Below are 26,866 nucleotides of genomic sequence, written 5' to 3'. Positions count from 1 at the left end.
CCAGCGATAGTCGAAGACCAAGAATTCACCGCTGAAGCAGCGTGAGTGACTCCAAACAGCTTGACACCCCGCGAAAAGTATCCGAACGTGACCGCTGTTTGAGGATGAGGTACCCTGCGAGGGCCTCCCCCGCCGAGGCTCCCCCGGTGGGCACCCTGCGAGGGCCTCCCCCGCCGAGGCACCCCTGCCGAGGCACCCTGCGAGGGTCGCTCCTGTGCCGAGACCGGGCTCAGCACTCGACGACGTTGACGGCGAGGCCGCCCAGTGCCGTCTCCTTGTACTTCGAGGACATGTCCGCGCCGGTCTGACGCATCGTCTCGATCACCTCGTCGAGGCTGACCCGGTGCTGGCCGTCGCCCCACAGCGCCATCCGGGCGGCGTTGATGGCCTTGCCGGCGGCGATCGCGTTGCGTTCGATGCACGGCACCTGCACGAGCCCGGAGATCGGGTCGCAGGTCAGGCCCAGGTTGTGCTCCATGGCGATCTCGGCGGCGTTCTCCACCTGCTCGGGGGTCCCGCCCATGACCGCGGCCAGTCCTCCGGCCGCCATCGACGAGGCAGATCCGACCTCGCCCTGGCAGCCCACCTCGGCGCCGGAGATCGAGGCCCGCTCCTTGTAGAGGACTCCCACCGCCGCCGAGGTGAGCAGGAAGTCGATGATGGCCCTGTGCTTGGCGGATTCGCCGCCCTCGGCCACGGAGGTGACGTAGTTGAGGGCGTAGTGCAGAACCGCGGGGATGATGCCGGCCGCACCGTTCGTCGGTGCGGTGACCACCCGGCCGCCCGAGGCGTTCTCCTCGTTGACGGCCATGGCGATGAGGTTGACCCATTCGAGGTAGTAGCCGGGATCGCGATCGGGGTCCTCGGCCTTGAGTTTGAGGTACCAGTCATGGGCCCTCCTGCGCACCTTGAGCCCGCCGGGCAGGTAGCCCGAGCGATCCAGCGAGGCCGAAGCGCACTCCTCCATCACGGAGTAGATGTGGAGCAGCCCGTGCCGGATCTCTTCCTCCGATCGCATGGACAGCTCGTTGGCATGCATGATCTCGGTGATCGACATACCGGTCTCGGCGCAGCGCTGAAGCAGCTCGGCGCCGGAATGGAACGGGTAGGGCAGCTCTCCGCTGGAGGACTCGAGTTCGGCGTCGACGACGGACTCGGACACCGCGAACTCCGAATCCGCGCCACCCGCGGCTTCGGCCTCGGCGGCTCTCTCCTTCTCGAGGAATTCGGTCTCGGAGGTGACGAACCCGCCTCCCACGGAGTAGTAGGTCTCTTCGGCCAGGGTCTCGCCCGCGGAGTCGAGGGCGGTGATCGTCAGTGCGTTCGTGTGGCGGGGGAGGACGGTCAGCGGTCGTTTGACCATGTCGTCCTCGGTGAAGGCGAGCTCGACACCGGCTCCGGTGGAGTCGCCGAGGATGATCGTCCCGGTCTCGGACATCCGTGTCCGGCGGGCGGTGAGTTCGTTGGCCTCGACGAGGTCGGGCCGGCAGCCCTCGAGACCGAGCAGGATGGCGTCGAACGTGCCGTGGCCGGCACCCGTGGCGGCCAGGGATCCGAAGACATCGACCTTGATGCCGGCCACGGATCCCAGCGATTCGCCGAGGAGGTTGATGAAGCTCGAGCCCGCACGCATCGGTCCGACCGTGTGGGAGCTCGAGGGTCCGATGCCGACGGTGAAGAGGTCGAAGACGCTCAATGGCATGGCAATCACTTCGTTTCTGGTGGGATGACGACGGGGCCGACCGAGCGACCGTGCACGCAGCGTGCACGGGAAGCCTGCGCGGGCGCTCACGCCCGTGCCGACCTCGGCCGACCCCGCATGAAAGGGGTGGTCCCTCCTCAAGAGCGCGCGCTTCCGTGTGGAGGACGCCTCTCGAGAAAGGGTTTCCTCAGAGAGAGTTGGCTTCGGCGTAGCCGGCGGCATCCATGACTTCGCCGACCTCGGTCACGTTGACCTCGAACAGCCAGCCCTCGCCGTAGGGATCGGAGTTGAGCAGTCCGGGTGAGTCCACGGCCGCCTCGTTGATGGTCACGACTTCCCCGGAGACCGGGGTGTAGAGGTCGGACACGGACTTCGTCGATTCGACTTCGCCGCACGTCTCACCTGCGGTGATGGTGTCGCCGACCTCGGGCAGGTCGACGTAGACGACCTCGCCGAGGGCATCGGAGGCGACGGCGGTGATGCCGACCTTGACGGTCTTGCCGACGAGTTCGTCGGCCGCACCGTCGACCCACTCGTGTTCGGCGGAGTAGGTGTAGTGCTCAGGGAGCGGGGGCAGCTGTGCCATATGTCTTTCCTTCTCTGCGGCCTGCGCCGGTGGGCGGAGGCCGCGACGTTGTCGGGCAGGTGAGACCAGTGTACGAGCCACCGGTCTCACCTGGATGAACTCAGTGGGACTGTCGTGTGTAGAACGGCAGTTCGGTGACGGTGAAGTCGTGGGCCTTGCCGCGGATGTCGACGGTCACCTCGGTGCCCGCCTCGGCGTGGTTCCGGTCGAGATAGGCCAAGGCGATAGGGTGGCCGAGCGTCGGCGAGGGCTGGCCCGAGGTGACGGTGCCGATCTCCGCGCCGTCGATCGACACCGCGGCACCGGAGCGGGCGGCCCGGCGGCCTGCGGAGGTCAGGCCTACGAGCACGCGCGGGGGTTCGGTCTTGCCGAGTTCGGCCAGGGCCTCGCGGGCGAAGAAGGTCTCCTTCGTCTTGAATCCGATCATCCGTCCCAGCCCAGCATCGTAGGGCGTGGTCTCGAGGTCGAGTTCATTGCCGTACAGCGGCATTCCGGCCTCGAGGCGCAGCGAATCGCGTGCGGCCAGTCCGCAGGGGACGAGTCCGTAGTCGGCGCCCGAGGTCACGAGCGTCTCCCACAGGCGGGTCGCGCCGATGTTCGGGATGTAGAGCTCGAAGCCGTCCTCGCCGGTGTAGCCGGTGCGTGCGAGCATGAGATCGATGCCGGCGATCGTCAGCGGCATCCACGCGTAGTACTTGAGCTCGCGCACCGCCTCGCCGAGGGTGATCTTCTCCTGCCCCGCCGAGGTGGCTCCCCCGTTGACGGCGTCCGTGACCTCGGCCTGCGCGCTGTCGCCGGTGCCGGTGCGCGGGCCGAATTCGCCATCGGCGCTCTCGTCGAGGGCGCGGAGGATGATGGCCTCGGAGTTCGGGCCCTGGACGGCGATGAGCGCAGTGGCGTCGGACTCGTCGAAGAGCCGCACGGCGGCACCGGGTGCGATATCGGTGAGGAAGGTCTCCATCCGCTCCTTCAGCGCGGTGACCACAGCGGGGGTGTTCGCGGCGTTGGGCACGATGAGGAACTCCTCATCGCCGATGCGGTAGGTGATGAGGTCGTCGAGGATGTACCCGCCCTCGTTGACGATCACGCCGTATCTGGCCTTGCCGATCTTCATCTTCGAGTACTTCGCGACGAACGCGTAGTCGAGGAAGGCGGCGGCATCGGTGCCGGTGATGCGCACCTCGCCCATGTGGGAGAGGTCGAAGATGCCCGCGGCCTCGCGCACGGCCCGGTGTTCGGCCAGTTCCGAACCGTACTTCAGCGGCATGTCCCAGCCGCCGAAGTCGGTGAACGAGGCGCCGAGCTCGGCGTGCTCGGCGTGCAGCGGGGTCTCCTTGGGCTTCTGCGTGTTCTCAGTCATCACTTGTCCTCTTCCTCGAACTCTTCGAAGGCCTCTGGCGGCGGGCAGGAGCACACCAGGTTGCGGTCGCCGTAGGCGCCGTCGATCCGGCTGACCGGCGGGAAGTACTTCGTCAGGCGCAGACCCGGGACCGGGAAGACAGCGGTTTCGCGGCTGTACTTGCCGTCCCAGTCGTCCATCACCACGGTCGCCGGATGCGGGGCTCCGTACAGCGGGGACTCCTCGTAGGAGTACTCGTCGCCGATCGCGTCGATCTCGGCGCGGATGGTGCGCATGGCCTCGATGAAGCGGTCGAGTTCGGCCTTGTCCTCGGATTCGGTCGGTTCGACCATGAGGGTGCCCGGCACGGGGAACGCCAGCGTCGGGGCGTGGAAGCCGAAGTCGATGAGGCGCTTGGCCACATCCTCGGCGGTGACGCCGGACTTCGCGGTGGCCTCGCGCAGGTCGAGGATCGTCTCGTGTCCGACGAGGCCGTGCTCGCCCGAGTAGAGGACGGGGAAGACGTCGCCCAGCTTCTTCGCGAGGTAGTTCGCGCCCAGCAGCGCGGCCCGAGAGGCTTCGCGCAGCCCTTCGGCTCCCATGAGCTCGAGGTACGCGAAGCTGATCGGCAGCACACCGGCGGAGCCGAACATCGATCCGGAGATCGGCGGGGTCACGGAGTGGTCGGCGTCGGCGACGAGTTCGGGCGAGGTGGCGTCGCCGGGAAGGTACGGAGCGAGGTGCTCGCGCACGGCGACCGGTCCGACTCCGGGCCCGCCGCCTCCGTGGGGGATGCAGAAGGTCTTGTGCAGGTTGAGGTGGGAGACGTCGCCGCCGAACTCGCCGGGTTTGGCCAGACCGACCATGGCGTTGAGGTTCGCCCCGTCGACGTAGACCTGGCCGCCGGCGGCGTGGACCTTCTCGCAGACCTCGCGCACCTGGGACTCGAACACCCCGTGGGTCGAGGGATAGGTGATCATGATTCCGGCGATCTTGCCAGAGTGCTTCTCGATCTTCGCATCGAGGTCGTCCATGTCGACCGAGCCGTCCTCGGCGGTGCCGACGACCTGGACCTGGAGCCCGGCGAGGACGGCCGAGGCGGCGTTCGTGCCGTGTGCGGACTGCGGGATGAGGACGACGGTGCGCCCCTCCTCGCCGCCCGCCACATGGTAGCTGCGGATGGCGAGCAGTCCGGCCAGCTCACCCTGGGAGCCGGCATTGGGCTGCAGGGACACGCGGTCGTAGCCGGTGACCGCGGTCAGCGAGTCCTCGAGGCGGGTGATGAGCGTGCGCCAGCCCTGGGTCTGCTCGGCCGGGGCGAAGGGGTGGATCGAGGCGAACTCGGGCCAGGTGATGGGCTCCATCTCGACGGCGGCGTTGAGCTTCATCGTGCACGAACCCAGCGGGATCATCGTCCGGTCCAGGGCCAGGTCCCGATCGGCCAGCGTGCGCAGGTAGCGCATCATCGAGGTCTCGGAGCCGTGAGTGTTGAAGACCGGGTGGGTGAGGAATTCGGTGTCGCGGTGGAACTTCGCGTCGAAGGTCGGTTCCGGCACCGCGTGGGATCCGAAGGCACCCGCCGAGGCGGCTTCGAAGTTCGCAGCGTCGACCCGGGCGATGATGCCGAGTGCTTCGAGCACACCGTTGGCGTCGGCGACCGTGTGGGGTTCGCCGAAGGAGATGCCGATCGTCGCGTTGTCGATGACGCGGATGTTGTAGCCGGCCTGGTCGGCGACGTGGCGAGCGGCTTCGGCGTCGGCCACGCGCAGCGCGACGGTGTCGAAGAAGTCCCAGGTGGTCACCTCGGCGCCGGGAGCGGTGTCCGCGGCGACCGCGAAGGCACGGGCCAAACGGTGGACGCGCGAGGCGATCCGGGTCAGCCCGACGGGACCGTGGTAGACGGCGTACATCGAGGCGACGTTGGCCAGCAGGGCCTGCGCGGTGCAGATGTTGGAAGTGGCCTTCTGCCGGCGGATGTGCTGTTCGCGGGTCTGCAGAGCCAGGCGGTAGCCGGGCTTGCCCTGGGCGTCCTTGGACACACCGACGAGGCGGCCGGGCAGCTGGCGCTTCAGCCCGGTCTTCACGGCCATGAAGCCGGCGTGGGGTCCGCCGAAGAACAGCGGCACGCCGAAGCGCTGGGCCGAGCCCACCGCGATGTCGGCGCCCTGGGAGGCGCAGTCCTTGAGCAGGGTCAGCGCCAGCAGGTCGGCGTCGAAGGTGACCAGTGCCCCGCGGTCATGGGCGCCGGTGACTGCCTCGGAGAAGTCGCGGATGGCGCCGGTGGTGCCGGGCTGGGCGCAGACGATGCCGAAGATGTCTTCACCGACGAGGCCCTCGGCGAGGTCCGCGACGGTGACGCGGAAGTCCATGGCCCGGGCGCGGGCGCGGACGACGGCGATGGTCTGCGGGTGGAGTTCGGAGTCGAGGACGACGGTGGTCCCCTTCTTCACGGCCCGACGCATGAGCAGGACCGCCTCGGCGACGGCGGTGGCCTCATCGAGGAGGGAGGCGTTGGCGATGTCGAGGCCGGTGAGGTCCTGGACGACCTGCTGGAAGTTCAGCAGCGCCTCGAGCCGACCCTGGGAGATCTCGGGCTGGTACGGGGTGTAGGCGGTGTACCAGGCGGGATTCTCGACGAGGTTGCGACGGATGACGGCGGGGGTGATCGTGTCGTAGTACCCCTGGCCGATGAGCTGAGTGCGCATGACGTTCTGTGAGGCCAGATCGCGCAGATCGGCGAGGACGTCGAATTCGGAGCGGCCGGCGGAAAGGTCGAGCTCCTCGTTCTGGATCGAGGCGGGGACGGCGGCGGACGAGAGGTCGGCCAGGGAATCGTAGCCGAGTTCGGCGAGCATGGCCTGCACGTCGTCGGCGCGGGGGCCGATGTGGCGGTCGGAGAAGGGGCGTGCGGTGTCCCCTGTTTCCTGCGTCGTATGGGCGAGTGAACTGGTCAATTGCCGTCCTAGGGTCGGTGTCGCGCCCACCGATGGAGGACGCACTGATCACTGAGTGTCCTCCCCGATCTGTCGGGCCGCCGCCTCTCCCGCGTCGATGCGCGGCGGACGGGCGGTCCTTCAGATATGCCTGCAATCGGTGGTACTGGGCCTGAGAGTTTCCCGGGGAGGGAATTGCACCTACGGCGCTGCCCGGTGTCTGTCCGGCAGCTCTCCCACGTCATGTCTTAGCGGCGTATGAAGTTGTGCGCAGAACCGCGTGGAACTGCGCTTCCAATCCTAGTGAATGAAGTCACGCCCGACAAACCTCCTGATGCTCGCTTCAGCTCGCTCGCAAACGGTGGTCGCGGAAGCAGGGTCGTTCGGCAGCGGCGCGGGTCGGCTCGTCGGCCGCACCGCGGGTCGGCTCGTCGGGTGGGCGCAGGGGCCGCGGAGCGGGTGGGCTCCGCGGGTGGGCGCAGGGGCAGCGTCGCGGCCGCTCAGGGGCACAACGCAGAGCCGTCAGCCGTCGGGTCTCAAACGCAGTCCGGGCCTGCGCCTCACGCACGCCTGCGTTCTTCAGAACAGTGGTCGCAATCGGACAGAACAGTGGTCGCAATCGGATACTCTCCAGCGAGAAAAGTATCCGATTGCGACCACATCTTGATTCGCCAACCCGTTTCTCGGCCGGTGTGCGGCGTAGCCTTCAGCGGCGGGCTCAAGCGCAGCCTTCAGAGGCGACGCTCCTCCGAGGTGCGTCGTCTGCTCAACTCAGGCGCTGCCGCCTGCGGTGATGACGCCGCCGTCGGCGGTGAGTACCTGCGCGGTGATCCAATCGGCGTCGGCAGACGCAAGATAGGCCACGGCCCCGGCGATGTCCTCGGGGGTGCCGAGCCGCTTGACCGGATACGCCGCAGCGACCTCGTCCTCGCGCCCTTCGTAGAGTGCGGTGGCGAAGTTCGTCTTGACGACGGCCGGCGCAACGGCGTTGACGCGGATGTCCGGACCGAGCTCGACGGCCAGGGACTTGGTCAGATGGGAGACCGCGGCCTTCGAGATGCCGTAGAAGCTGATGCCGGGGCTCGGCCGTTCTCCGGCGACCGAGGAGATGCTCACGACCCGCCCCTTGTTCTCCCTGAACTTCAGGCCCTCGTGGTGAACGGCGCCCTGGATCCAGGCGAGTGTGCCGAGGACATTGACGTCGAGGATCTTCCGTGCGGCATCGAGATCGATGTCGATGAGCGGACCGTAGACCGGATTGATCCCGACATTCGTGACGAGCACGTCGAGGCGACCGAACTTCTCCGCGATCGTGTCGAAGACCTCCGCCCGGTGCGCCGGATCGTCGGACTTGCCGGCGATGCCGAGTGCGGTGCCGTCCGGGAACTTCGCGACCGCCTCGTCGAGCGCCTCGGGTTTGCGGGCGGTGAGGATCACGGTGGCGCCCTCGGCATTGAGCCGCTGGGCGATGCCGAGACCGATGCCGCGGCTGGAGCCGGTGACGAGGGCGACCTGGCCTTCGAATCGGCGGCCGGACTGCGGGGTGGTTGCGATGCTCTCTGACATGGGTGAACTCCAGTGTTCGGTCGGCGGGCGAATGCGATGATGCATGAAGCGAGCGTTCGTTCAGCAATCTGCTCCCATCGTAGGCACGACCATCAGGGAAGACAAGGAGAGAATGGGGATCATGAACCAGCTTGAGCACCACCTCGACCTCGGTCCGGCTCACCTGTTCCCGCTCGCTCGCGAAGCGGTTCTCACCTGGGCGCTGCAGGAGAGTGCGGGAGTGAGCGTGCGGCCGGCCCGCCGTGTGCACAGCGGTCAGGTCATCGATCTCAGGCTCAATCCTCTCTGGCCCGCCTCGCCGAGGCGGCTCCACGGTCGCGATCTGACCGTGCCGGTCGGGTCGTGCATCGTCGTCCGGGTCATCGACGAGGCAGACCGGGCCGGTTTCACCTATCGCACCCTGCCGGGCCACGTGGAGACGGGAGAGGAGACCTTCCTCGTGATGGTCGGGCCGGACGGCCGCCTCGGCGTATCCATCACTGCCGAGTCGGTGCCCGGGCATCCGCTGCTCAAAGCGGCCGGACCTGTGGCGGTGATGGGGCAGTCGATGATGGCGCGGCGGTACGCCGAAGGACTGCGAGGACTCCTCACCGCGAGCGCTTCCCGCCCTGTCCCTCCTGTGAGCGAGGCTCCATCAATATCGGACCGCGCAACAATTGCTTCTCTTTATTGATCCCGCTGGTATATTGTGTTCTCAACCACGCACTCGCATCCGCAGCGCAGCATAGTCGACACCCACTGAGTCCGACCGCGCGCGGGCCGACCACCAAGAGGATCCTTCAACGATGGCCGATGTCTCCGCACCGACCTCTGTCGGTGACAACCGCGGGAGCACCGGCCAGGAGGCTTCTCCCTCGATCGATGCCTTCCTGCCGCGTTCGGGCAGCGGCCCTCCCTCCGGCCAGACCGTCGTCGACTCCGACCGGGTCCGCGCCTGGCTCCGGCTGAACTCCACCCGCCCATAAGAGAGGAACCATGGACACCACAGAGCTCGATGACATCCTGGCCGCCGTCCGCGAATTCGTCCGCGAGAAGGTCGTGCCGCTCGAAACCCGAATCGAGGACGAGGACGCCATTCCCGAAGACATCATCACGGAATCCGCCGAGATGGGTCTCTTCGGGTGGGCACTGCCCGAGGAGTACGGCGGCCTGGGGCTCAACGCCGAGCAGGACGCGCTGCTGGCCATGGAGCTCGGCTACACGACACCGTCCTTCCGCTCCCTGTTCGGCACGAACAACGGCATCGCCGGACAGGTGCTCGTCAACTACGGCACGGATGAGCAGAAATCCGAATGGCTGCCCCGTCTGGCCTCCGGAGACGTCGTCGCCTCCTTCGCCCTGACCGAGTCCGAAGCCGGCTCCGACCCCTCGGGGCTGCGGACGAAGGCCACCCGCGACGGCGATGACTACATCATCAACGGCAGCAAGCGCTTCATCACCAATGCCGAGGCCTCCGATGTGCTCATCGTCTTCGCCCGCACCGATCCCGATGCCACCGGTTCGAAGGGCATCTCGGTGTTCCTCGTGTCCACGAAGTCCGAGGGAGTGACCGTCGGCCCCCACGACCACAAGATGGGCCAGGCCGGAGCCTGGACCTCGGAGATCTTCTTCGACGACGTCCGCGTCCCGTCCGCCAACCTCATCGGCGGCGAGGAGGAGAAGGGCTTCTATGCGGCCATGGCCTCGCTGAACAAGGGCCGACTGCACATCGCCGCGATCTGCGTGGGCCAGTCCATCCGCATCCTCGACGAATCCGTCCGCTTCGCCGCCGAGGCGAAACAGGGCGGCGAGCCGATCGCGCGGTTCCAGCTCGTCCAGGCGATGCTCGCCGACATCTACACCGACACCGCCGCCGCGAAGTCCCTCGTGCTCTCGGCCGCACAACGCTGGGACGAAGGGACCGATCGCAAACTCGGCCCCTCCTCGGCGAAGCTCTTCGCCTCCGAAGCACTGGCCCGCATCGCCGACAAGGGAGTGCAGATCCAGGGCGGAATGGGCTACATGCGCGAATCCGCGGTCGAGCGCTTCTACCGCCATGCCCGACTGTTCCGGATCTACGAGGGCACCTCGGAGGTCCAGCGCGTCGTCGTCGCCCGGCAGCTGCTGGGTGGCGCACACAAGCCCCAGTTCAACCTCTGACACCGACACGTACACTGGCACCGACTTCACGGAAGGACTCTCCATGACCGACACCTCCACCCCTGCACCCGGCATCACCGCCACCGCGACCGGCGGAGTCACAGCGATCCCCGGCCTGCTCAGCGGCAAGGTCGCCGTCGTCACCGGCGGCGCCCAGGGCCTCGGCCTGTCTATGGCCCGCAGCCTCGTCGACTCCGGGGCCAAGGTCGTCATCGGGGATATGAACGAGAACAGCCTCGCCGCCGCTGTCGAAGAGCTCGGCGGGGCCGAGTCCGCGGCCGGTGTCGTGTGCAATGTGTCCTCGCTGGAGAACGTCGAGAAGCTCGCCGAGGCCGCCACACGCACGTTCGGCGGTGTCGACATCTGGATCAACAACGCCGGCATCACGCGCGACGCGACGATCCGGAAGATGACCGAGCAGCAGTTCGACGACGTCATCTCCGTCCACCTGCGCGGGACCTGGAATGGCCTCAAGGTCGCCACCGGCCTCATGCGCGAGCAGGACCGCGGCGGTGCGATCGTCAACGTGTCCTCGATCAGCGGCAAGGTCGGCATGCTCGGCCAGTCGAACTACTCCGCGGCGAAGGCCGGCATCGTCGGCATGACGAAGGCCGTGGCCAAGGAGGTCGCGTTCAAGAACATCCGCATCAATGCGATCCAGCCCGGCTTCATCAACACCGCGATGACCGCGGCCATGCCGCAGCACGTCATCGATTCGAAGCTCGCCGAGATCCCGCTCGGTCGTCCGGGAGAGCCCGAGGAGGTCGCCTCGGTGGTCCTCTTCCTCGCCTCCGGCCTGTCGAGCTACCTCACCGGCACCGTCACCGAGATCTCCGGCGGCCGCCACATCTGATCACCTCTCCGCTCGCCGAGGCGGCCCTCCCTGCATCGCCGTCGCCGCTCCCCACCCGCTGAGCGGGGTGGAGCGCGAGATCGGCGGGCTTCGCGTCCCCGTGGGGGCGTGGTCCGGACGGGAGGTCAGGCGCGGTGCTTGATCTCACCGCCGACGACGGTCATGCCGACGCGGGTGTCTCGGATCGCCTCGGCGTGGGCGAAGAGAGCCTCCTCGCTCGTGTAGCCGAGCAGGCCGCCGGCAGCTTTATGAACCTCTTCGAAGAGGCCGCTCGTCCCGTGCGCAGGCGTTTCCGGGTTCAGCCCTTCGGCGACGCATGGGTCCGTGTCGACGACGATGAAGTCGGCGTCCATTCCCGCGGCCAGATATCCGCGGCGGTCCTCGAGCCCGGCGGCGAATGCGGGGCCCTGCGTGTGCAGGCGGATCGCCTCGACAGCCGAGAGCCGACGTTCGGGCTGGAAGCTCGTGCCCGCATCACCCGAGATATCGGCCCTGGTCATCGCCGCATAGATCGCTGCGAAGGGGTTCGCGGGCTCGACAGGGCCATCGGAGCCGAAGACGACCTGCGCGCCGGCCGAGAGCAGGTCCGGCCAGGCGTAGGCGGCCAGGCCTGCGGATTCGTCGACGAGGTGGAGCAGATGCAGATCGGAGATGCAGTGCCGCGGCTGCATCGAGGCGATGACGTCGAGTTCGGCGAACCGGGCGAGGTCCTCGGGCCGGATGAACTGAGCATGTTCGACCCGGTGACGCAGAGGCCGACCGAACCTCTCCTCGGCCTCCCGCGTGGTCTCGCGCAGGCGTTCGAAGACATTGAGCACATGGTGGTTGGCCTGGTCGCCGATGGCGTGGATCGCCACTGAGATGCCCGCCTCGGTGGCCCGCTCGGCGTTTTCGAACAGATCGTCTTCGGACATCTGCGCAATGCCGTAGTTGGCCTCGGGAGCGTCACTGCCGACCATCTCCTCGAGTATCGTTCCGGGATACGTGTGCGTGCCGTGCTCGAGCGCTTCGGTTCCGGTCCCGGGTGCTGCGCCGCTGAGGTCGGTTCCGTCCGCGGTCACCGCACCGGAATCGCCCAGAGTCTCGGACGCCTCAGGTGCGGGGAACGGGGAGGACATGTGGCTCGTGTGCGAGCCCAGCGCCCCGTCGGAGAAGAGCTTGAGTCCGCCTCGCTGCAGCCAGTCATCGCCGTCTCCGGTGTGCCACCCGGTCTCGATCGCCCACGGGACCTCGTTGCCGCGCAGGTGCTGCGTCACCCGGATATGCTGCCGGTCGGCTTCCCGCAGATCATTCCAGCCCAGCGTCGAGGAGATGCCGTCGAAGTCGTGGAAGCCGGTCAGTCCCTGGGACAGGAAGAGCTTCTGCGTGCGATCGAGTCGTTCGACCTGTTCCTCGCGCGTGGGTTCGGGAATGAACCTGGCCACCAAGTCGGTCGCGTCCTCCCGGACGAGTCCGGTCAGCTCACCGTCCTCGTCGCGGACGAACTCCCCGCCCCAGGGGTCGGCCGTGAGTGCGTCGATTCCGGCGATCTCGAGGGCATGCGCGTTGGCCCAGAGTGTGTGGAGGTCGAGTGACCACATCGCCACCGGATGGTCGGGCACCGCCTGGTCGAGCAGTTCGCGGTCCGGGTAGCGAGGGTCGTCCCACTTGTTGAGGTCCCATCCCGAACCGACGACCCACTCCCCGACCGGCAGCGTCCGGGCACGTTCGCGGATCGCTTCGACCGCCTCGGCCAGTGTTCGCGTCCGCGACAGATCGAGCTCCTCGATCGAATTCGCATAGGCGATCGAGTGCATGTGCCCGTCGACGAAGCCCGGCAGGATCACCTGTCCGCCGCAGTCGATCTCCTCGATCTCGAGCCCGGGGATGACGGTGGTCGCCCCGACCCCGCCCGCCGAGGCGAGCGCCGCCGTGGTCGATGATTCCGCGGCTGCGATGTCGAGAAGTTCGGCCCTGGTGCCGACGGCCGCGATCGTCTCGCCGTCGACGAGGATCGCGTCCGGAGGCGGTGTTGCAGTGTCGAGGAATCCGGGGGTGTCCGAGTCGGCCGAGGGCGCGAACGTGCGCACGATGGCGTTGGAGAACAGACGCATGGGCACCAGTCTAGAACGGGCGGTCACCGGCCAGGCCGACCCCTCGGCCCCGGGTGCGGCGGGAGGCTGCTCTGCGCTTCGAACACCCTCTTCTACGGGGAGTAGAATCGGCTCCATGACACACTTCTTCAGCACGAACGACTCGCGTCTGGCGGCGGGTGCGCGCCTCATCCTGCCTGCGATCTGGCTCGGGCTCATCATCGGCATCTCGCTCATCGAGGCCCCGCTGAAGTTCACCGCTCCGGGCATCACGATTCCATTGGGCCTGGGCATCGGCCGCCTCGTCTTCGGGGTGATGAACTGGGTGGAGCTCGTGATCGGCGTGCTCCTGCTGTGGGCGATGCTCAAGTCCGGTGTCGACCGCGCCTACCGTGGGGTGGCCAGCGGGCTCATCGCCGTGCTCATCATCAAGGTCGTCGTCATCCGCCCGCTGCTCAACCGGCGCACCGACGCCGTGCTCGCCGGCGTCGATGACGGCGGTTCGGCGCTGCACCTGTTCTACATCGCCGCGGACGGGCTGCTCATCCTCGGACTGGTCGCCGCACTCGTCCTCGCCGTCCGCCGCTGGGTGACGATCCGCCCTCAGTAGTACACGGCCAGACGACCGCGGGGGCCGTCGATGACCTCGACGGGGGTGTCGAAGACGCGGGAGAGCACCTCGCCGGTCATGATCTCCTCGGGAGTGCCGAACTCGACGACCTTCCCCTGCTTCACGGCGCAGATGTGGTCGGCATAGTGGCCGGCGAAGTTGATGTCGTGGAGGACGATGACGATCGTACGGCCCATCGCCGAGGCGGCCCGCCGCAGGTGCTGCATCATCTGCACCGAATGCTTCATGTCGAGGTTGTTCAGCGGCTCGTCGAGGAGCACGTAGTCGGTGTCCTGAGCGAGCACCATCGCCACATAGGCGCGCTGCCGCTGACCGCCGGAGAGTTCGTCGATGAATCGCTCCTCGAGGTCACCGAGCTCGAGGAAGTCGATCGCCTGTGAGATGACCTCCTCGTCCTCGCGCGTCAACCGTCCCTTCGAGTAGGGGAAGCGGCCGAAGCCGACGAGCTGCCGGATCGTCAGGCGCGTGATGTAGTGGTTCTCCTGACGCAGGATCGACACGACCTTCGCGAGATCCTTCGACTTCGTCGAGGCGACGTCGAATCCGGCGATCTCGATCGCGCCGTCGTCGATGCCGAGCAGTCGTCCGACCATCGTCAGCAGCGTCGATTTGCCGGCACCGTTGGGCCCGACCAGCGCGGTCACGCCCCCAGCCGGGATCTGCAGATCGACGGGGCCGATCTCGACCTCGTCGCTGTAGGACTTGCGGACATCGCTCAGTGTGATCACAGGCGTCCCTTTCTCATGACGACGACGAGGAATGCCACGCCTCCGACGACCTCGACGATGATCGAGACGACGCCCTGGGCGTAGAAGATGTTCTTCATGATGAAGTACGCCCCGCCGAGCACCGTGAACGCGATGAGCGCGGCCATGGGCAGGATGTACTTGTGGTCGAAGGTGTCGGAGAACTGATAGGCGAGCATCGCGACCAGGAAGCCGAGGAAGACCATCGGTCCGATCATCGACACGGATACCGCCATGAGGATGGAGACGAAGAAGAGGATCTTCATCATTTCGAACTTGTGGTTGAGCCCCAGGTTGCTCGTGGTGTCCCGTCCCAGTGCGAGCACGTTGAGCCGGCCCGAGCTCGCGTAGATCGCGCCGCAGGCGAGTACGCACAGCGGGATCGCGAGCGGCAGATACGCCGAGTCCGAGTTCGCGATCGAACCGAAGAGGCGAGCGGAGAGGATGTCGAACTCGCTCGGCGTCAGGGTCCGCTGCATGAAGGTCGCGATCGAACCGAGTCCGCCGCCGATGACGACGCCGATGAGCAGCATGATCGCCACGCTGCCGTGCTTGCCGGAGAGCAGCCAGCCGTAGAGCGCCAGGGACAGGCCGACCATGACGATCAGCTGGATGGCGAAGGGCGCCAAGCCCTTGAGATCGACGATCGCGGTGACGCCGAAGAAGTACATCGCTCCGGTCTGGATCGCGACGTAGAGCGATTCGAAGCCCATGATCGAGGGGGTGATGATCCGGTTGTTCGTCACCGTCTGGAAGGAGACCGTGGCGAAGGCCTGACTGAGGGCGACGATGGCGAGGACGACGAGGTTCTTCAACCGCAGCTGGGCGATGAGCCAGAATCCGTCATCGGTGATCGGCATCGGGTTGTCCCAGGCCAGCAGCCCGAGGGCGACCGCCGCCGAGACGACGACGAGGGCTGCCATGATCACCCAGTACCGGCGCCGAGCCCGCGGAGTCGGCAGGGAGCCCGCCGACCGCCGAGGCGGACGCGAGGTCGAGCGCCGAGGTGGGCCCGCGGTCATCGACCGAGTCGCAGTCGCTGCCCCTGCCGCGCGAGCGTCAGCGTCGCCGCCCTCGACCGGGCGGGTGCGCACGGCTGCAGTCTCCGTCTCCTGCACGGAAGCGGGCACCGTCTGGCTGCCGGGTGCCTGTGCGGTTGATGTCGAAGTCGTATCGTGCATCTTCAGCCCTTCTTCCGTGCGCGCATCAGGAGTGCGACGAACACCGCGGCACCGACGACTCCGAGGATGAGAGACACCGGCACCTCGAACGGCATGACGATGATGCGGCCGATGAGATCGCAGACCGTGACGATCGCGATGCCCAGCAGGCAGACCCAGGGCAGGTTGCTGCGCAGGTCGTCGCCGCGCAGCATCGACACGATATTGGGCACGATGAGACCGAGGAACGGGAGGTTGCCGACGACGACGGTGACGATTCCCGTGGCGATGGACACGAGGATCGTGCCGATGAGGATGATCCGGTTGTAGTTGAGCCCGACATTCGTCGCGATCTCCTTGCCCAGCCCCGCCACGGTGAAGCGGTCGGCCGCGACGAAGACGGCGGCGACGACGAGGGCGACGATCCACAGCACCTCGTACTGCCCGCGCAGGATCGAGGTGAAGCTGCCGGCGAACCAGATGCCCAGGCTCTGGAGCATGTCCATCTGGACGGCGACGAAGGTCGAGATCGCGCCGACCACGGCTCCGAGCATGATGCCGATGATGGGCACGATGAGCGAGGACTTCAGCGAGACGCGGCGGAGGAACAGGAAGAAGATGATGGTGCCGAGGAACGCGGCGATGATCGCGCCGATCATCCGCGCGAGGATCGAGGCGTCGGGATAGATGATGACGGTGAGCATGAGGCCGAGTCCGGCCCATTCCGTCGTGCCCGTCGTCGTCGGTTCGACGAAGCGGTTCTGAGTCAGCAGCTGCATGACGAGCCCGCACATCGCCATCGCCGCTCCCGAGAGGACGAGGGCGATGGTGCGCGGAACGCGGGTGATCTGGAACATCTCGGCTCCGCCTTCGCCGCCGAAGATGTCGTAGACACCGGTCAGCAGCGAGGCCGCGAGCAGAGCGAGGACACCGAGGACGCTGAGCAGGAACTTCCAGTCCAGCAGCTGTCCCACCACCGCCGAGGCGGGTTCCACGGTTTCGGTTCGGACGCGGGGGGCCGGACGGATGCCAGCCTCGGTGATGGACGTGCGACTGCCGGCACCGGTGTCACCGGTGCCGGCAGTGCTGCGTGGGGCTCGTGTCATGCGCGGGAGCGGACCTTACTTGCCTTCGAGCTTGTCGGCGAAGGAGTTGAAGAACTCGGTGTAGGTCTGGATTCCCTCATTGAGGTAGGTGTCCTCCGGGAAGTAGACGATCTTGTCGTCCTTGATCGCGGGGACGTCCTTGAGCGCTTCCGAGTCCTCGAGGACCTCTGCGGCGGGGGCAGAGCCCTCGTCACGGTCCTCGGGTGCGAAGGAGGCGTCGCGGTCCATGACGAGCATGAGGTCGGGGTTCGAGTCGGCGATGGCCTCGACGGAGACGTCGTCGCCCTGGTGGTCCTCACTGCTCTCCTCGACCTCGAGGGCCGGGTTCAGGTCGAGGATGTCGAAGACCGGTCCGACGGTGCGGCCGACCGAGGGCGCGGAGTATCCGATATCGCCCGCCGAGGTGATCAGGCCCATGGCCTTGTCGTTCTCGTCATAGGCCGAGCGCGCGCGTTCGATCGAGGCGTCGAAGTCCTCGATGAGCTTCTTCGCCTCGTCCTGCTTGCCGAAGACCTCGCCGAGGACGGTGGCCTGGCGCTTGAGCTCGTCGTCGAAGGGCTCGTCATCACGGGGATCGAGCTCGAGGATGGTGGCGTCCGGGGCGAGCTTGGCCAGGTCATCGTGGTACTGGGAGAAGCGCTGTCCGTTGATGATGAGATCGGGGTTGGCCTCGACGACCTTCTCGAGGTCGGGCTCGCGGTGGGAGCCGAGGTCGAGGATCGAGTCGTCCTTCGTGTAGCTGAGGTCATCGGGCATGAGCGAAACAGCGCCGGCGCTGAGTTCGATGCCCCAGGTGTCGAGGGTCTCGAATGTTCGGTTGTCAGTGGCGACCACGGACTCAGGAGGATTGGCGACGGTCTGCTTGCCGCTGTTGTCCTCGACCTCGATCGTGTTGCTGCCGGAGTCTTCGGCGCTGGCCTTGTTCTCATCGGAACCGGATGAGCCGCAGCCGGCGAGAGTGAGAGCGACGACGCCCGCCAGGGCACTCAGTTGAAGGCGAGTCGAAACCATGGGGTCCTACTTCCTGATATGAACGGATTGGAGAAACGTGTGCACGCACTGAAAGTAAGCTTAGCCTAGGCTACGAAAATAAAGTCAAAGAAATATGACGTTAACCACGTCACACTTCTCGCGAGACGAATGCCTGCGCCCGGCGCAGGCGGCAGCGCTCACATCCGCTTCACCGCACTCGTTTCAGATCGCGGCGACGAGCCGCTCGACCTCTTCCCGAGTGTCGGCCGCAGCGATCGGCCCGCCGGTTCCCCCGCGGCTGACCTGGAGTCCCGCCTCCTCGACGATGACCGCCCCGCCGGCATAGTCATAGATCCCCAGACCACGTTCGGCGTATCCGTTGACCCGCCCTTCGGCGACCATGCACAGATCGATGGAGGCCGCGCCGCAGCGACGCAGATCGTCGTAGCCGCTCATGAGATTCTCGAGCTTGGCCAACTGCGGGCCCCTACTGTTCCCGGTGTAGGCGAATCCGGTGGCGAGCAGCCTCCCCGACAGACCGGCCGGCGTTCCCCGCAGGCGTCGCGCGCGGATTCCCGCAGCGGAGTGGTCGGACAGCCGCCCCTCGACACGGTAGGCACCGTGGCCGGCGGCTGCCAGCCACGTGGCGTTCAGCCCCGGAGAGGCGACGAAACCGATGCGCCATGGTCCGAGGCCGAGGCCGGCTCCGCTGTCGACAGAGCGGCCGTCCGGTGACGCACCATCCGAGGAGGCCGTGCTTGCAGCCGCTTCGCAGACACCGACCGAGAAGGCGTGGTATTCGATTCCTCGGACATAGTTGACGGTGCCGTCGATGGGATCGACATGCCATTCCAGGGTCGCACCGCCGTCACTGAGATCGGCCAGGCCTCCAGTCTCGGGGTCGAAGCCGCAGAGCCTGCCGAGGAATTCGGCGGAGAAGAACTCGACCGGGTCGAGTGCAGGCGAATCCTCCTCGCCGACCATGAGATCGTGCGGCCTGACCTGCGAGAGGTAGCCGCGGACGAGCGCTTCGATCTGAGCATCGGCCCGGGTGACGAGATCGTTCGGCGAGGTCTTCGTATCGACGATGCGCGCATCGAGGCTGGCCCCGAGAAGCGGTCGCCAGGCGAGCATCTGCTCCCAGGCCATGAGCGACAGGTCGGAGGCGATGCGGATGAGGGGGAGGTCGGCGATCTCGGCGGGCAGCGTTTCGGGCTCGGAGTTCATACGGCCACTCTAGACAACATGCCCCCTGGCCGCCCATGGACCCGGGCCAGCACCTTCCTGTAACAAGACTGCAATACTTCCGCGAGTATGTACTTCTTGTATCTAAGCCGTTCGAAGCCGACTGCGGACCGTGGAATTCCGCTATTTCCTCCGCGCTCTGCACACTCTGCTCCGGCCGGTGTTTATCGCCGCTCATTCCTCGACGCGAAAGTCGCACCTCTTCGAATCACCGCATTCGAGGTGGGATTTTCCTGATCGATCCGAGAAACGCATGCGCGCAATTATGCACCCGTCACACCGTTTTACCGAGCAGTAGGATTTCTTGTTATCGAACAGTGATGGAAATCGGCCATCGAACGGCCAGGGCACGTCCACGGAACACACAAGGGCGGTGACCCATGTCGCCCATGGATCACCGCCCGGTGTGCGCGCAGGTGCGGCCCGACCCTGAAGGGTGAAGCGAAGCCGCTTCCGCCCGTTCTCCCGCGGTCAGACGGGGTCCGGGACGCCCGCTTTCGGTTCGCTGCGCTTGACCGGCCCGTGCCTGCGCACGATCTCCTGCACGGCCTGCGAGGAGGTTCCGGCCGCCTCGGCGATCGCTCCGAAGGTGGCCCCTTCTTCACGCGCACGCAGAATGGCCATCACATAGTCTGTGTTGAGTTTCGATCGCTGCCGAGCGACCTTTCGGACAACGCCGACTAATGCCGACTGATCATCTGTCAATTCACGAGCTCGACGCGACATGGTCTCTTCCCTTGCATTCATGCTGTGGCCCGTTGCCACGAATTGGTGTAGTCCCATTAGATACCACGAATATGGCAATACACCAAGAATTCCCGGATATCGGAATCCATGCCACACAAGAGCGCCGTTCTGAGCTTGCGAGATAACGAAACGATAACTTTCTTATGAGTTGGCGATGACTTCTGCGACGACCCGTTCCGAGGCGAAAGGACTCGATGTTCCGGCAACCCAAGTGGCACAATGCGGACATGACGACTATGGCCCATCCCACCGGCGCGAATCGGGCGACCGTCGATGACGACGAGTCCACGACACCGCTGCCCACCACACTCGCGGTCGAGTTCCGTGCCGCGGGCATCAGCGACTTCAGCACCGAGAGCACGGACAGAGCCGCTTTCTCCTCCGACGGCTCTCTCTTCCGGCTCGTCCCCGCCGCCATCGTCTTCCCTCGAGACGAGGACGAGGTGCGCCGCGTCCTTGCGATCTCGCGCCGCCTCGGGGTGCCCATCACCAGCCGCGGGGCCGGGACCTCGATCGCGGGCAATGCCATCGGCCGCGGGATCGTTCTCGATTTCTCCCGCCATATGAATGAGGTCCTCGAACTCGACCCGCAGGAGCATTCGGCGTGGGTCGAGGCCGGCTGCATCCACGCCCACCTGCAGAAGCAGGCCAGACCGCACGGGCTGCGCTTCGGTCCGGACCCCTCCACGCATACGCGCTGCACGATCGGCGGGATGATCGGCAACAATGCCTGCGGCCCCAGGGCCCTGGGCTACGGACGCACCGGCGACAACATCCTCGCGCTCAAGGTCATGCTCGTCGACGGCACCGTCGTCACCCTCGACGATACGGACTGCTCCGAGACGTTCCCTCGTCTGCACGAACTCGTCGCGAAGCACCTCGGGACCATCCGGCGGGACTTCGGCACCTTCTCCCGCCAGGTCTCCGGGTACGGGCTCGAATCCCTCCTGCCGGAGAACGGCTTTGATCTGCGCCGCGCCTTCGCCGGCACCGAGGGCACATGGGGCATCATCCTGGCGGCGAAGATGCGGCTGGTCAAGAACCCGAGCTTCACCTCGGCGGTGGTGCTCGGCTACGAGGACATGGTCGCGGCCGCCCACGACGCGCCGCTGCTGAAAGACTTCCCCGTCGCCGCCTGCGAGGGCCTCGACTCGCGCATGCTCGACCGGGTCATCGCGACCAAGGGAGCCCAGGCGATTCCGCACCTGCCCGAAGGCGGCGGCTGGCTCGTCGTCGAACTCACCGGTGAGGACGAACCTGAGCTCGAACGGGAGACGCAGCGGCTCATCACCGAATCGCAGTCGCTGGACTCGGCGGTCCTCGACGCCGCAGCCGCCGCCGAGGTCTGGGGGATCCGCGCTGACGGCGCCGGTCTCGTCTCCCGCACCCCCGACGGTCGCGATGCCCACGCCGGATGGGAGGACTCTGCGGTTCCGGTCGACCACCTCGGCGATTACCTGCACGATCTCATGGAGCTGCTCGACGAGCACGGACTGTGGGCCATCCCCTATGGTCATTTCGGGGACGGCTGCCTGCACATGCGCGTGGACTTCCCGCTCGAGGACCCGAACGGCCCCCAGGTGATGCGGGAGTTCATGGTCGCAGCCACGAAGCTCGTGGCGCGCTACGGCGGCTCGGTCTCCGGCGAGCACGGCGACGGCCGGGCGCGTTCCGAACTGCTCACCCTCATGTACACCCCTGCGGCAATCGATCTGTTCGCCGAGGTCAAGAGACTGTTCGATCCACGGCACCTGCTCAACCCGGGTGTCATCGTCGATCCCGATGCGCTCAGCGAATCGATCCGGCTGACTCAGCTGCCCCTGCGTCAGGAGCTGCCCGGCGGCCTGGCCATGGCCTACGAAGGCGAGTCCGCGGGCTTCGCCTCGGCCGTGCACCGGTGCACCGGGATCGGCAAGTGCCGTGCGGACTCGGCAGCCGATGGGGGCACCATGTGCCCGTCCTACCAGGCCACACGTGATGAGCGGCATTCGACGCGGGGGCGCGCCCGGGTGCTGCAGGAGATGGTCTCCGGAGATCTGCTCGAACCGCGGTGGGACTCCCCCGAGGTCCACGAGGCGCTCGACCTGTGCCTGTCGTGCAAGGCCTGCGGCACGGAGTGCCCGACGGGGACGGACATGTCCACGTACAAGGCTGAGGTCCTCTACCAGTCCTACCGCGGCAGACTGCGGCCTATGAAGCACTATGTGCTCGGCTTCCTCCCGCAGATCGCGCGCCTGTCCGCCCCGTTGGCACCCGTGGTCAATCGAGTGACGGGCCTGCCGGTCGTCTCGACGGTGGCGAAGCGGATCGGCGGCATCGACGTGCGTCGTTCGATCCCGCAGTTCGCTGCCACGACCTTCCGCAAGTGGTGGGCGACCGGCGCCGAGGCGGGCGTGCGGCCGGATGACGCGCAGGATGCGGACGCCGCCCGGACGCCCCGGGCCGAATCGGGTGGGTCAGGCGAGACCGCCGAGGTGGTCCTGTTCGCCGACTCCTGGTCGAACCACTTCACCCCGCGCAGCCTCGCCGCGGCCGTCGCCGTACTCGAGCACGCCGGCGTCACGGTGCGCGTGATCGATCAGACCGTGTGCTGCGGCCTGGCGCTGATCTCGACCGGTCAGCTCGACGCTGCGCGGGCGAACCTCTCGGAGACGATCACGGCCCTGGACGCGACCGGGGATGTGCCGATCATCGGCGTCGAACCCTCCTGCCTGGCCACGCTCAAGGACGATTCGCGCAAACTCGTCGCCGATGAGGCCTCGAACAGGGTGGCCGATCGGGTGCAGACCCTGGCCCAGTACCTGCTGAGCATCGGCGCCGAACTGCCCGACCTCGGCGGAGTCGAAGCACTCGTCCAGCCGCACTGCCATCAGTCGGCGATCTTCGGCACCGCCGCGGACAAGGAGCTTCTGGCTCGAGCGGGAGCGAGCAGCGAGTTCCTCGGCGGCTGCTGCGGTCTGGCCGGGAACTTCGGTGTCGAGGAAGGACACTTCGACACCTCGGTCGCCGTTGCCGAGGTGGCTCTGCTGCCGGCGCTGCGGAAGCAGAGCGCCGAGGCGGGAACGGAGTCACGCCTGCAGGTGGTGCTCGCCGACGGGTACTCGTGTCGGACGCAGATCACGGACCTCAGCGACGCCGCGGGCGTGTCATTGGCCGAACTGCTGGCTTGGGGCTGGGGGCTGGAACCCCAGCGATAGGGGCATTCGGGCCCTCGTGGGACGAGCACTCAGGCCCTCATGGGGCGAGGTGCTCAGGCCCTCGTCACCACAGGCCGCTCAGGCCTTCGCCGCGACCGGCCGCTCAGGCCTTCGCGGTGAGCACCGGAACTTCGGCTTCGAGGAGGATCCGCTGAGCCTGGGATCCGAGGATGAATTTCCCGATCGCCGAGCGTTTGCGCAGGCCGATGACGATGAGCTGGGCTTCGTATTCGGTGGCAAGCTCGTTGAGCGTGCCAGGCAGGTCGTCCTCGTGGTCGGGCTGGAGCACCTCGACCTCGATGTCCGATTCCCTGCCGAGGTCGACGATCCTCTTGATCTCGTCCTCACCGATCTCGGTCGGAGTCCCGCTGGCACCTCGGCGCTGTGAGTTGATCACGACGGCAGTGCTCGACCGCAGCTTGGCCTCCGCGAAACCCGCACGCAGAGCAGCCTCACCCTCGGGAGCAGGTAGGTAGCCAATGAGAATCGTCATGGCTCCCAGTATATTGTCAGCCGCGCACATCAGTCATTCCGGTCTCACCATGACGTCCCGCCCGGCTCGCCGGCGGCTCCTTTCCCGGCAGACAGCGCGAAGGCGGTATTGCAACCTCGCGAGGTTGCAATACCGCCTTGCAGCAGGGATGGAAGGTCAGGCGACGAACACCTCGGCGTCGGTCTTCGACACTCGATCGACCAGATGCTCGTTATAGGCCGGCATGGTGAGAAACTCGGCGAAGGTCTCGCCCAGCGCCGTGGCGCGGAAGATCTCCACAGCCTCGTCGAAGTGGTCGTCGGGACGGCGCTCCATCGCGGCCAGCTCCTCACCGAGGTAGCGCTCGGCCAGATGAGGCGTCAGCTGCTGGCCGTTGTCGAGGGTCACCTCGTGGCGGATCCACTGCCAGATCTGCGAACGGCAGATCTCCGCGGTGGACACGTCCTCGAGCTGGTTCTCCAGCGCCACGTGCCCATTGCCGCCGAGCCATTCGTTCATGTACCCGATGGCCACGCGGATGTTCACCCGCACGCCCTCCTCGGTGACGATCGGCTCGAGACCGGTGACGTCGAGGATGTGGTCGCTGGTCACCTGCACATCGGGGCGCTTGTTCTCCAGCTGGTGCGGACGCGAGCCCAGCGCCGCATCGAAGACGGCCAGCGCAGCCGGCACGAGAGCCGGATCGGCGACCCACGTGCCGTCGAAGCCCTGCCAGGCCTCGCGGGCCTTGTCCTCACGCATGCGGGCGAACTCGGCGGCGACGAAGGCCTCGTCGGGATGTTCGGCCATGAGGTTGGACATGGTGCCGATCGCATGTGCTCCGCGGCGGTGGCAGGTGGCGACGAGACGGTCGGTGAAGGCCTTCATCAGCGGCAGATCCATCGTCAGACGCTCACGGTCGGGCAGAACGTAGTCGGTGGAGTTGCGCAGGTTCTTCACCACGGAGAACAGGTAGTCCCAGCCGGCGGCTTCGAGTCCGGCGCAGTGTTCGCGCAGCTCGAAGAGGATCTCTTCCATCTGGAACACCGCGGTGATGGTCTCGATGTGCGCGGTGGCGCGGATGGTTCCCTGCTCGATGCCGAGCATGTTCTGGGCGTGGACGAAGATCTTGTTCCACAGCCTGGCCTCCTGCGAGGACTCGAGCTTCGGCAGGTAGAAGTACGGGCCGGAGCCGTGGCTGATGAGGTGGCGGGCGTTGTGGAAGAAGTAGAGGCCGAAGTCGACCAGCGCACCCGAGGTTGCGAACTCCTCACCGTTGTCGTCGACGTAGAGCAGGTGCTTCTCCGGCAGGTGCCAGCCGCGGGGACGCAGTCCGATGGTCGGCTGGTTGTCGTTGTGCACTCCGGGCAGCTGGCCGCGGATGGCGCGGTAGAGGTTGAGCTGACCGCCGATGACGTTGACCCAGGTCGGGCTCGTGGCGTCTTCGAGGTCGGCGAGCCACACCTTGGCCTGCGAGTTCAGCGCGGCCACGACCTCGGGCTCGGTGACCGGGCCGGTGAGTTCGACGCGGCGGTCTTCGAGGCCGGGAGCACCCTGGGATCCGGCGACGGTCCAGGACCGGTCGGCACGAATGCGGGCCGTCTCGGGCTTGAACCGCGGTAGGGTCCCGCCGTTCATTTCGGCCGCGCGGTTGCGGCGCGTGCGCAGCAGGTCGCTGATGGTGCCGGCGAACTCGTCGTGCAGTGTGGCGATGAACGTCAGAGCGGGCTCCGAGAGGACGGTGCCGAAGCCGGTTTCGAGCGGCGCGTTGATCTTGATGAAAGACATGGGCTTCTCCTCACCCGTCGTAGTGTGCTGCCTGGTTTGTGTGGTGCTGCCTGGATGGACGGAGCCTGGACGGCCCGCCGATTGCGGTGGTGCTGCTCCGGGGATCTCTGTGCCCGGTCGGGGTTCGAAGCGTGTGGTGTGACGGCGCGGACCGACAATGCAAACCCCGTGAAAACATTGCCGATCCGCGCCGGGTATGTGGTGGCCGGCCGACCGCCTCCCCGCTGGGAGGCAGGTCGCGCGGCCTGTTCGCTCGGCTGAACCGAGCGCGTCGGCTCAGCTGAACTGAGCGGTTTCGGTGGATCCGGCCAGTGCGGTGGTCGAGGAATCCGGGTTGAGCACCGTCGAGACCAGGTCGAAGTACCCGGTGCCGACCTCGCGCTGGTGGCGAGTAGCGGTGTATCCGCGGTCTTCGGCGGCGAACTCGCGCTCCTGCAGGTCGACGTAGGCCTTCATCTGCTCGCGGGCGTAGCCGTGGGCCAGATCGAACATCGAGTAGTTGAGCGCGTGGAAGCCGGCCAGGGTGATGAACTGGAACTTGTAGCCCATGGCTCCCAGCTCGCGCTGGAACTTCGCGATGGTCGCATCGTCGAGGTGCTTGCGCCAGTTGAACGACGGCGAGCAGTTGTACGACAGCATCTGGTCGGGGTATTCGGCCTTGATCGCCTCGGCGAACTGCTTGGCTGCCTCGAGATCGGGCGTCGAGGTCTCCATCCACAGCAGATCCGAGTAGGGAGCGAAGGACAGACCGCGGGCGATGCCCGCCTCGATGCCGTTGGTGATCTTGTAGAAGCCCTCGGCGGTGCGCTCACCGGTGACGAAGCGCTGGTCGCGCTCGTCGATGTCCGAGGTCATGAGCGTGGCCGCCTCGGCGTCGGTGCGGGCGATGACGAGGCTGGGCACGTTCTCGACGTCGGCCGCCAGTCGAGCCGCGTTGAGGGTGCGGATGTGCTGCGAGGTCGGAACGAGGACCTTGCCGCCGAGGTGGCCGCACTTCTTCTCCGAACCGAGCTGATCCTCGAAGTGGACGCCGGCAGCGCCGGCGTTGATCATCGAGCGCATGAGTTCGTAGACATTCAGCGTGCCGCCGAAGCCCGCCTCGGCGTCGGCCACGATCGGGGCGAACCAGTCGTCGACGTTCTTCCGACCTTCGGAGGTCTCGATCTGGTCGGCGCGCATGAGTGCGTTGTTGATCCGGCGCACGACCTGCGGCACCGAGTTGGCCGGGTAGATCGACTGGTCCGGGTAGGTCTGGCCGGCGGCGTTGGCGTCGGCGGCGACCTGCCAGCCGGAGAGGTAGATGGCCTTGAGTCCGGCCTTGACCTGCTCGACGGCCTGGTTTCCGGTCAGCGCGCCGAGTGCGTTGACGTAGTCCTCGGTGTTGATGAGGTCCCAGAGGCGCTCGGCTCCGTGGCGGGCCAGCGTGTGCTCCTCGATCAGCGAACCGCGCAGCTTGACGACGTCCTCGGGCTCGTAGTCACGAGCGACTCCCGACCAGCGGGCGTTGGTCGCCCAATCGCGGCGGATGGCCTCGGCATCGTGCAGGTTGCTCTGCGTGGTGTTGTCAGTCATTGTCTTTCTCTCCTCGTCGATCGGGGTTGATGTATTCATT

21 protein-coding genes and 1 riboswitch are annotated in these 26,866 nt (G+C 66.7%); of the genes, 6 read left to right on the top strand and 15 right to left on the bottom strand.

Features of this window, described 5'->3' with window-relative positions; genetic code table 11:
• Positions 1-229: 229 nt before the first annotated feature.
• The 5 genes from IIE29_RS14570 to IIE29_RS14550 form a co-directional block, all read right to left on the bottom strand.
• Complete coding sequence (locus IIE29_RS14570) at positions 230-1,702, bottom strand: L-serine ammonia-lyase (RefSeq protein ID WP_209326022.1); 1,473 nt, start codon at positions 1,700-1,702, stop codon at positions 230-232.
• A 187-nt stretch (positions 1,703-1,889) separates the two neighbouring features.
• The gene (gene gcvH, locus IIE29_RS14565) at positions 1,890-2,288 is read right to left on the bottom strand and encodes a glycine cleavage system protein GcvH (RefSeq protein WP_209326021.1); all 399 of its coding nucleotides are present in this window, start codon (positions 2,286-2,288) and stop codon (positions 1,890-1,892) included.
• 100 nt (positions 2,289-2,388) lie between these two features.
• Positions 2,389-3,648 carry a glycine cleavage system aminomethyltransferase GcvT gene (locus IIE29_RS14560; protein WP_209326020.1) on the bottom strand — a complete coding sequence of 420 codons (1,260 nt, stop codon included), beginning with the start codon at positions 3,646-3,648 and terminating at the stop codon, positions 2,389-2,391.
• Positions 3,648-6,581: an aminomethyl-transferring glycine dehydrogenase gene (gene gcvP / locus IIE29_RS14555; protein WP_209326019.1), complete on the bottom strand. Its 2,934-nt coding sequence runs from the start codon at positions 6,579-6,581 to the stop codon at positions 3,648-3,650. Before gcvP ends, IIE29_RS14560 begins: the two co-directional genes overlap by 1 nt.
• Positions 6,582-6,711: 130 nt before the next feature.
• A riboswitch (glycine riboswitch) is annotated at positions 6,712-6,809 on the bottom strand.
• 522 nt (positions 6,810-7,331) lie between these two features.
• The gene (locus tag IIE29_RS14550) at positions 7,332-8,126 is read right to left on the bottom strand and encodes an SDR family oxidoreductase (protein WP_209326018.1); all 795 of its coding nucleotides are present in this window, start codon (positions 8,124-8,126) and stop codon (positions 7,332-7,334) included.
• A 121-nt stretch (positions 8,127-8,247) separates the two neighbouring features.
• On the opposite strand from IIE29_RS14550, the gene IIE29_RS14545 reads away from it, so the two are divergent.
• The 4 genes from IIE29_RS14545 (at position 8,248) to fabG (ending at position 11,118) form a co-directional block, all read left to right on the top strand.
• Positions 8,248-8,799, top strand: coding sequence for a DUF1990 family protein (locus IIE29_RS14545; RefSeq protein WP_209326017.1), 552 nt, complete (start codon positions 8,248-8,250; stop codon positions 8,797-8,799).
• A 112-nt stretch (positions 8,800-8,911) separates the two neighbouring features.
• Positions 8,912-9,091 (top strand): hypothetical protein, encoded by a 180-nt coding sequence (locus IIE29_RS14540; RefSeq protein ID WP_209326016.1) that lies wholly within the window; start codon positions 8,912-8,914, stop codon positions 9,089-9,091.
• A 10-nt stretch (positions 9,092-9,101) separates the two neighbouring features.
• Positions 9,102-10,265: an acyl-CoA dehydrogenase family protein gene (locus IIE29_RS14535; protein ID WP_209326015.1), complete on the top strand. Its 1,164-nt coding sequence runs from the start codon at positions 9,102-9,104 to the stop codon at positions 10,263-10,265.
• A 43-nt stretch (positions 10,266-10,308) separates the two neighbouring features.
• Entirely contained in the window at positions 10,309-11,118 is an 810-nt protein-coding gene (fabG, locus tag IIE29_RS14530) for a 3-oxoacyl-ACP reductase FabG (protein WP_209326014.1), read from the top strand.
• A gap of 125 nt (positions 11,119-11,243) precedes the next feature.
• Here the strand turns inward: fabG and IIE29_RS14525 are convergent, their stop codons facing one another.
• On the bottom strand, positions 11,244-13,211 hold the full coding sequence (locus IIE29_RS14525) for an amidohydrolase (RefSeq protein ID WP_209326013.1): 1,968 nt from the start codon (positions 13,209-13,211) through the stop codon (positions 11,244-11,246).
• 115 nt (positions 13,212-13,326) lie between these two features.
• Here IIE29_RS14525 and IIE29_RS14520 point away from each other — a divergent pair, with 115 nt between their 5' ends.
• Positions 13,327-13,800, top strand: a complete 474-nt coding sequence (locus IIE29_RS14520) for a hypothetical protein (RefSeq protein ID WP_209326012.1) — start codon at positions 13,327-13,329, stop codon at positions 13,798-13,800.
• On the opposite strand, the gene IIE29_RS14515 is transcribed toward IIE29_RS14520, so the two are convergent.
• The 6 genes from IIE29_RS14515 to IIE29_RS14490 form a co-directional block, all read right to left on the bottom strand.
• Complete coding sequence (locus IIE29_RS14515) at positions 13,794-14,549, bottom strand: iron ABC transporter ATP-binding protein (protein ID WP_209326011.1); 756 nt, start codon at positions 14,547-14,549, stop codon at positions 13,794-13,796. The genes IIE29_RS14520 and IIE29_RS14515 overlap by 7 nt on opposite strands.
• Positions 14,546-15,589 (bottom strand): iron chelate uptake ABC transporter family permease subunit, encoded by a 1,044-nt coding sequence (locus IIE29_RS14510; protein WP_209326032.1) that lies wholly within the window; start codon positions 15,587-15,589, stop codon positions 14,546-14,548. The genes IIE29_RS14515 and IIE29_RS14510 overlap by 4 nt, the downstream gene beginning before the upstream one ends.
• A gap of 161 nt (positions 15,590-15,750) precedes the next feature.
• Complete coding sequence (locus IIE29_RS14505) at positions 15,751-16,833, bottom strand: ABC transporter permease (RefSeq protein WP_209326010.1); 1,083 nt, start codon at positions 16,831-16,833, stop codon at positions 15,751-15,753.
• A gap of 15 nt (positions 16,834-16,848) precedes the next feature.
• Positions 16,849-17,844 carry a siderophore ABC transporter substrate-binding protein gene (locus IIE29_RS14500; RefSeq protein ID WP_209326009.1) on the bottom strand — a complete coding sequence of 332 codons (996 nt, stop codon included), beginning with the start codon at positions 17,842-17,844 and terminating at the stop codon, positions 16,849-16,851.
• Positions 17,845-18,027: 183 nt separating this feature from the next.
• The gene (locus tag IIE29_RS14495) at positions 18,028-19,032 is read right to left on the bottom strand and encodes an inositol monophosphatase family protein (RefSeq protein ID WP_209326008.1); all 1,005 of its coding nucleotides are present in this window, start codon (positions 19,030-19,032) and stop codon (positions 18,028-18,030) included.
• Between the two features lie 489 nt (positions 19,033-19,521).
• A complete protein-coding gene (locus IIE29_RS14490; RefSeq protein ID WP_209326007.1) occupies positions 19,522-19,674 on the bottom strand; it encodes a hypothetical protein in 153 nt (50 codons plus the stop codon).
• Positions 19,675-20,024: 350 nt separating this feature from the next.
• On the opposite strand from IIE29_RS14490, the gene IIE29_RS14485 reads away from it, so the two are divergent.
• Positions 20,025-22,994 (top strand): FAD-binding and (Fe-S)-binding domain-containing protein, encoded by a 2,970-nt coding sequence (locus IIE29_RS14485; protein WP_246475967.1) that lies wholly within the window; start codon positions 20,025-20,027, stop codon positions 22,992-22,994.
• A gap of 103 nt (positions 22,995-23,097) precedes the next feature.
• On the opposite strand, the gene IIE29_RS14480 is transcribed toward IIE29_RS14485, so the two are convergent.
• The 3 genes from IIE29_RS14480 to aceA form a co-directional block, all read right to left on the bottom strand.
• Positions 23,098-23,487: a universal stress protein gene (locus IIE29_RS14480; RefSeq protein ID WP_209326006.1), complete on the bottom strand. Its 390-nt coding sequence runs from the start codon at positions 23,485-23,487 to the stop codon at positions 23,098-23,100.
• A 156-nt stretch (positions 23,488-23,643) separates the two neighbouring features.
• On the bottom strand, positions 23,644-25,254 hold the full coding sequence (gene aceB, locus IIE29_RS14475) for a malate synthase A (protein WP_209326005.1): 1,611 nt from the start codon (positions 25,252-25,254) through the stop codon (positions 23,644-23,646).
• A gap of 276 nt (positions 25,255-25,530) precedes the next feature.
• Positions 25,531-26,826, bottom strand: a complete 1,296-nt coding sequence (gene aceA / locus IIE29_RS14470) for an isocitrate lyase (RefSeq protein WP_209326004.1) — start codon at positions 26,824-26,826, stop codon at positions 25,531-25,533.
• Positions 26,827-26,866 lie beyond the last annotated feature (40 nt).

Source organism: Brevibacterium renqingii, assembly GCF_017808095.1.
Classification (GTDB): Bacteria; Actinomycetota; Actinomycetes; order Actinomycetales; family Brevibacteriaceae; genus Brevibacterium; species Brevibacterium renqingii.
Note: the sequence above shows the minus strand (reverse complement) of the source record. Positions and strands in the feature narration are given on the sequence as shown.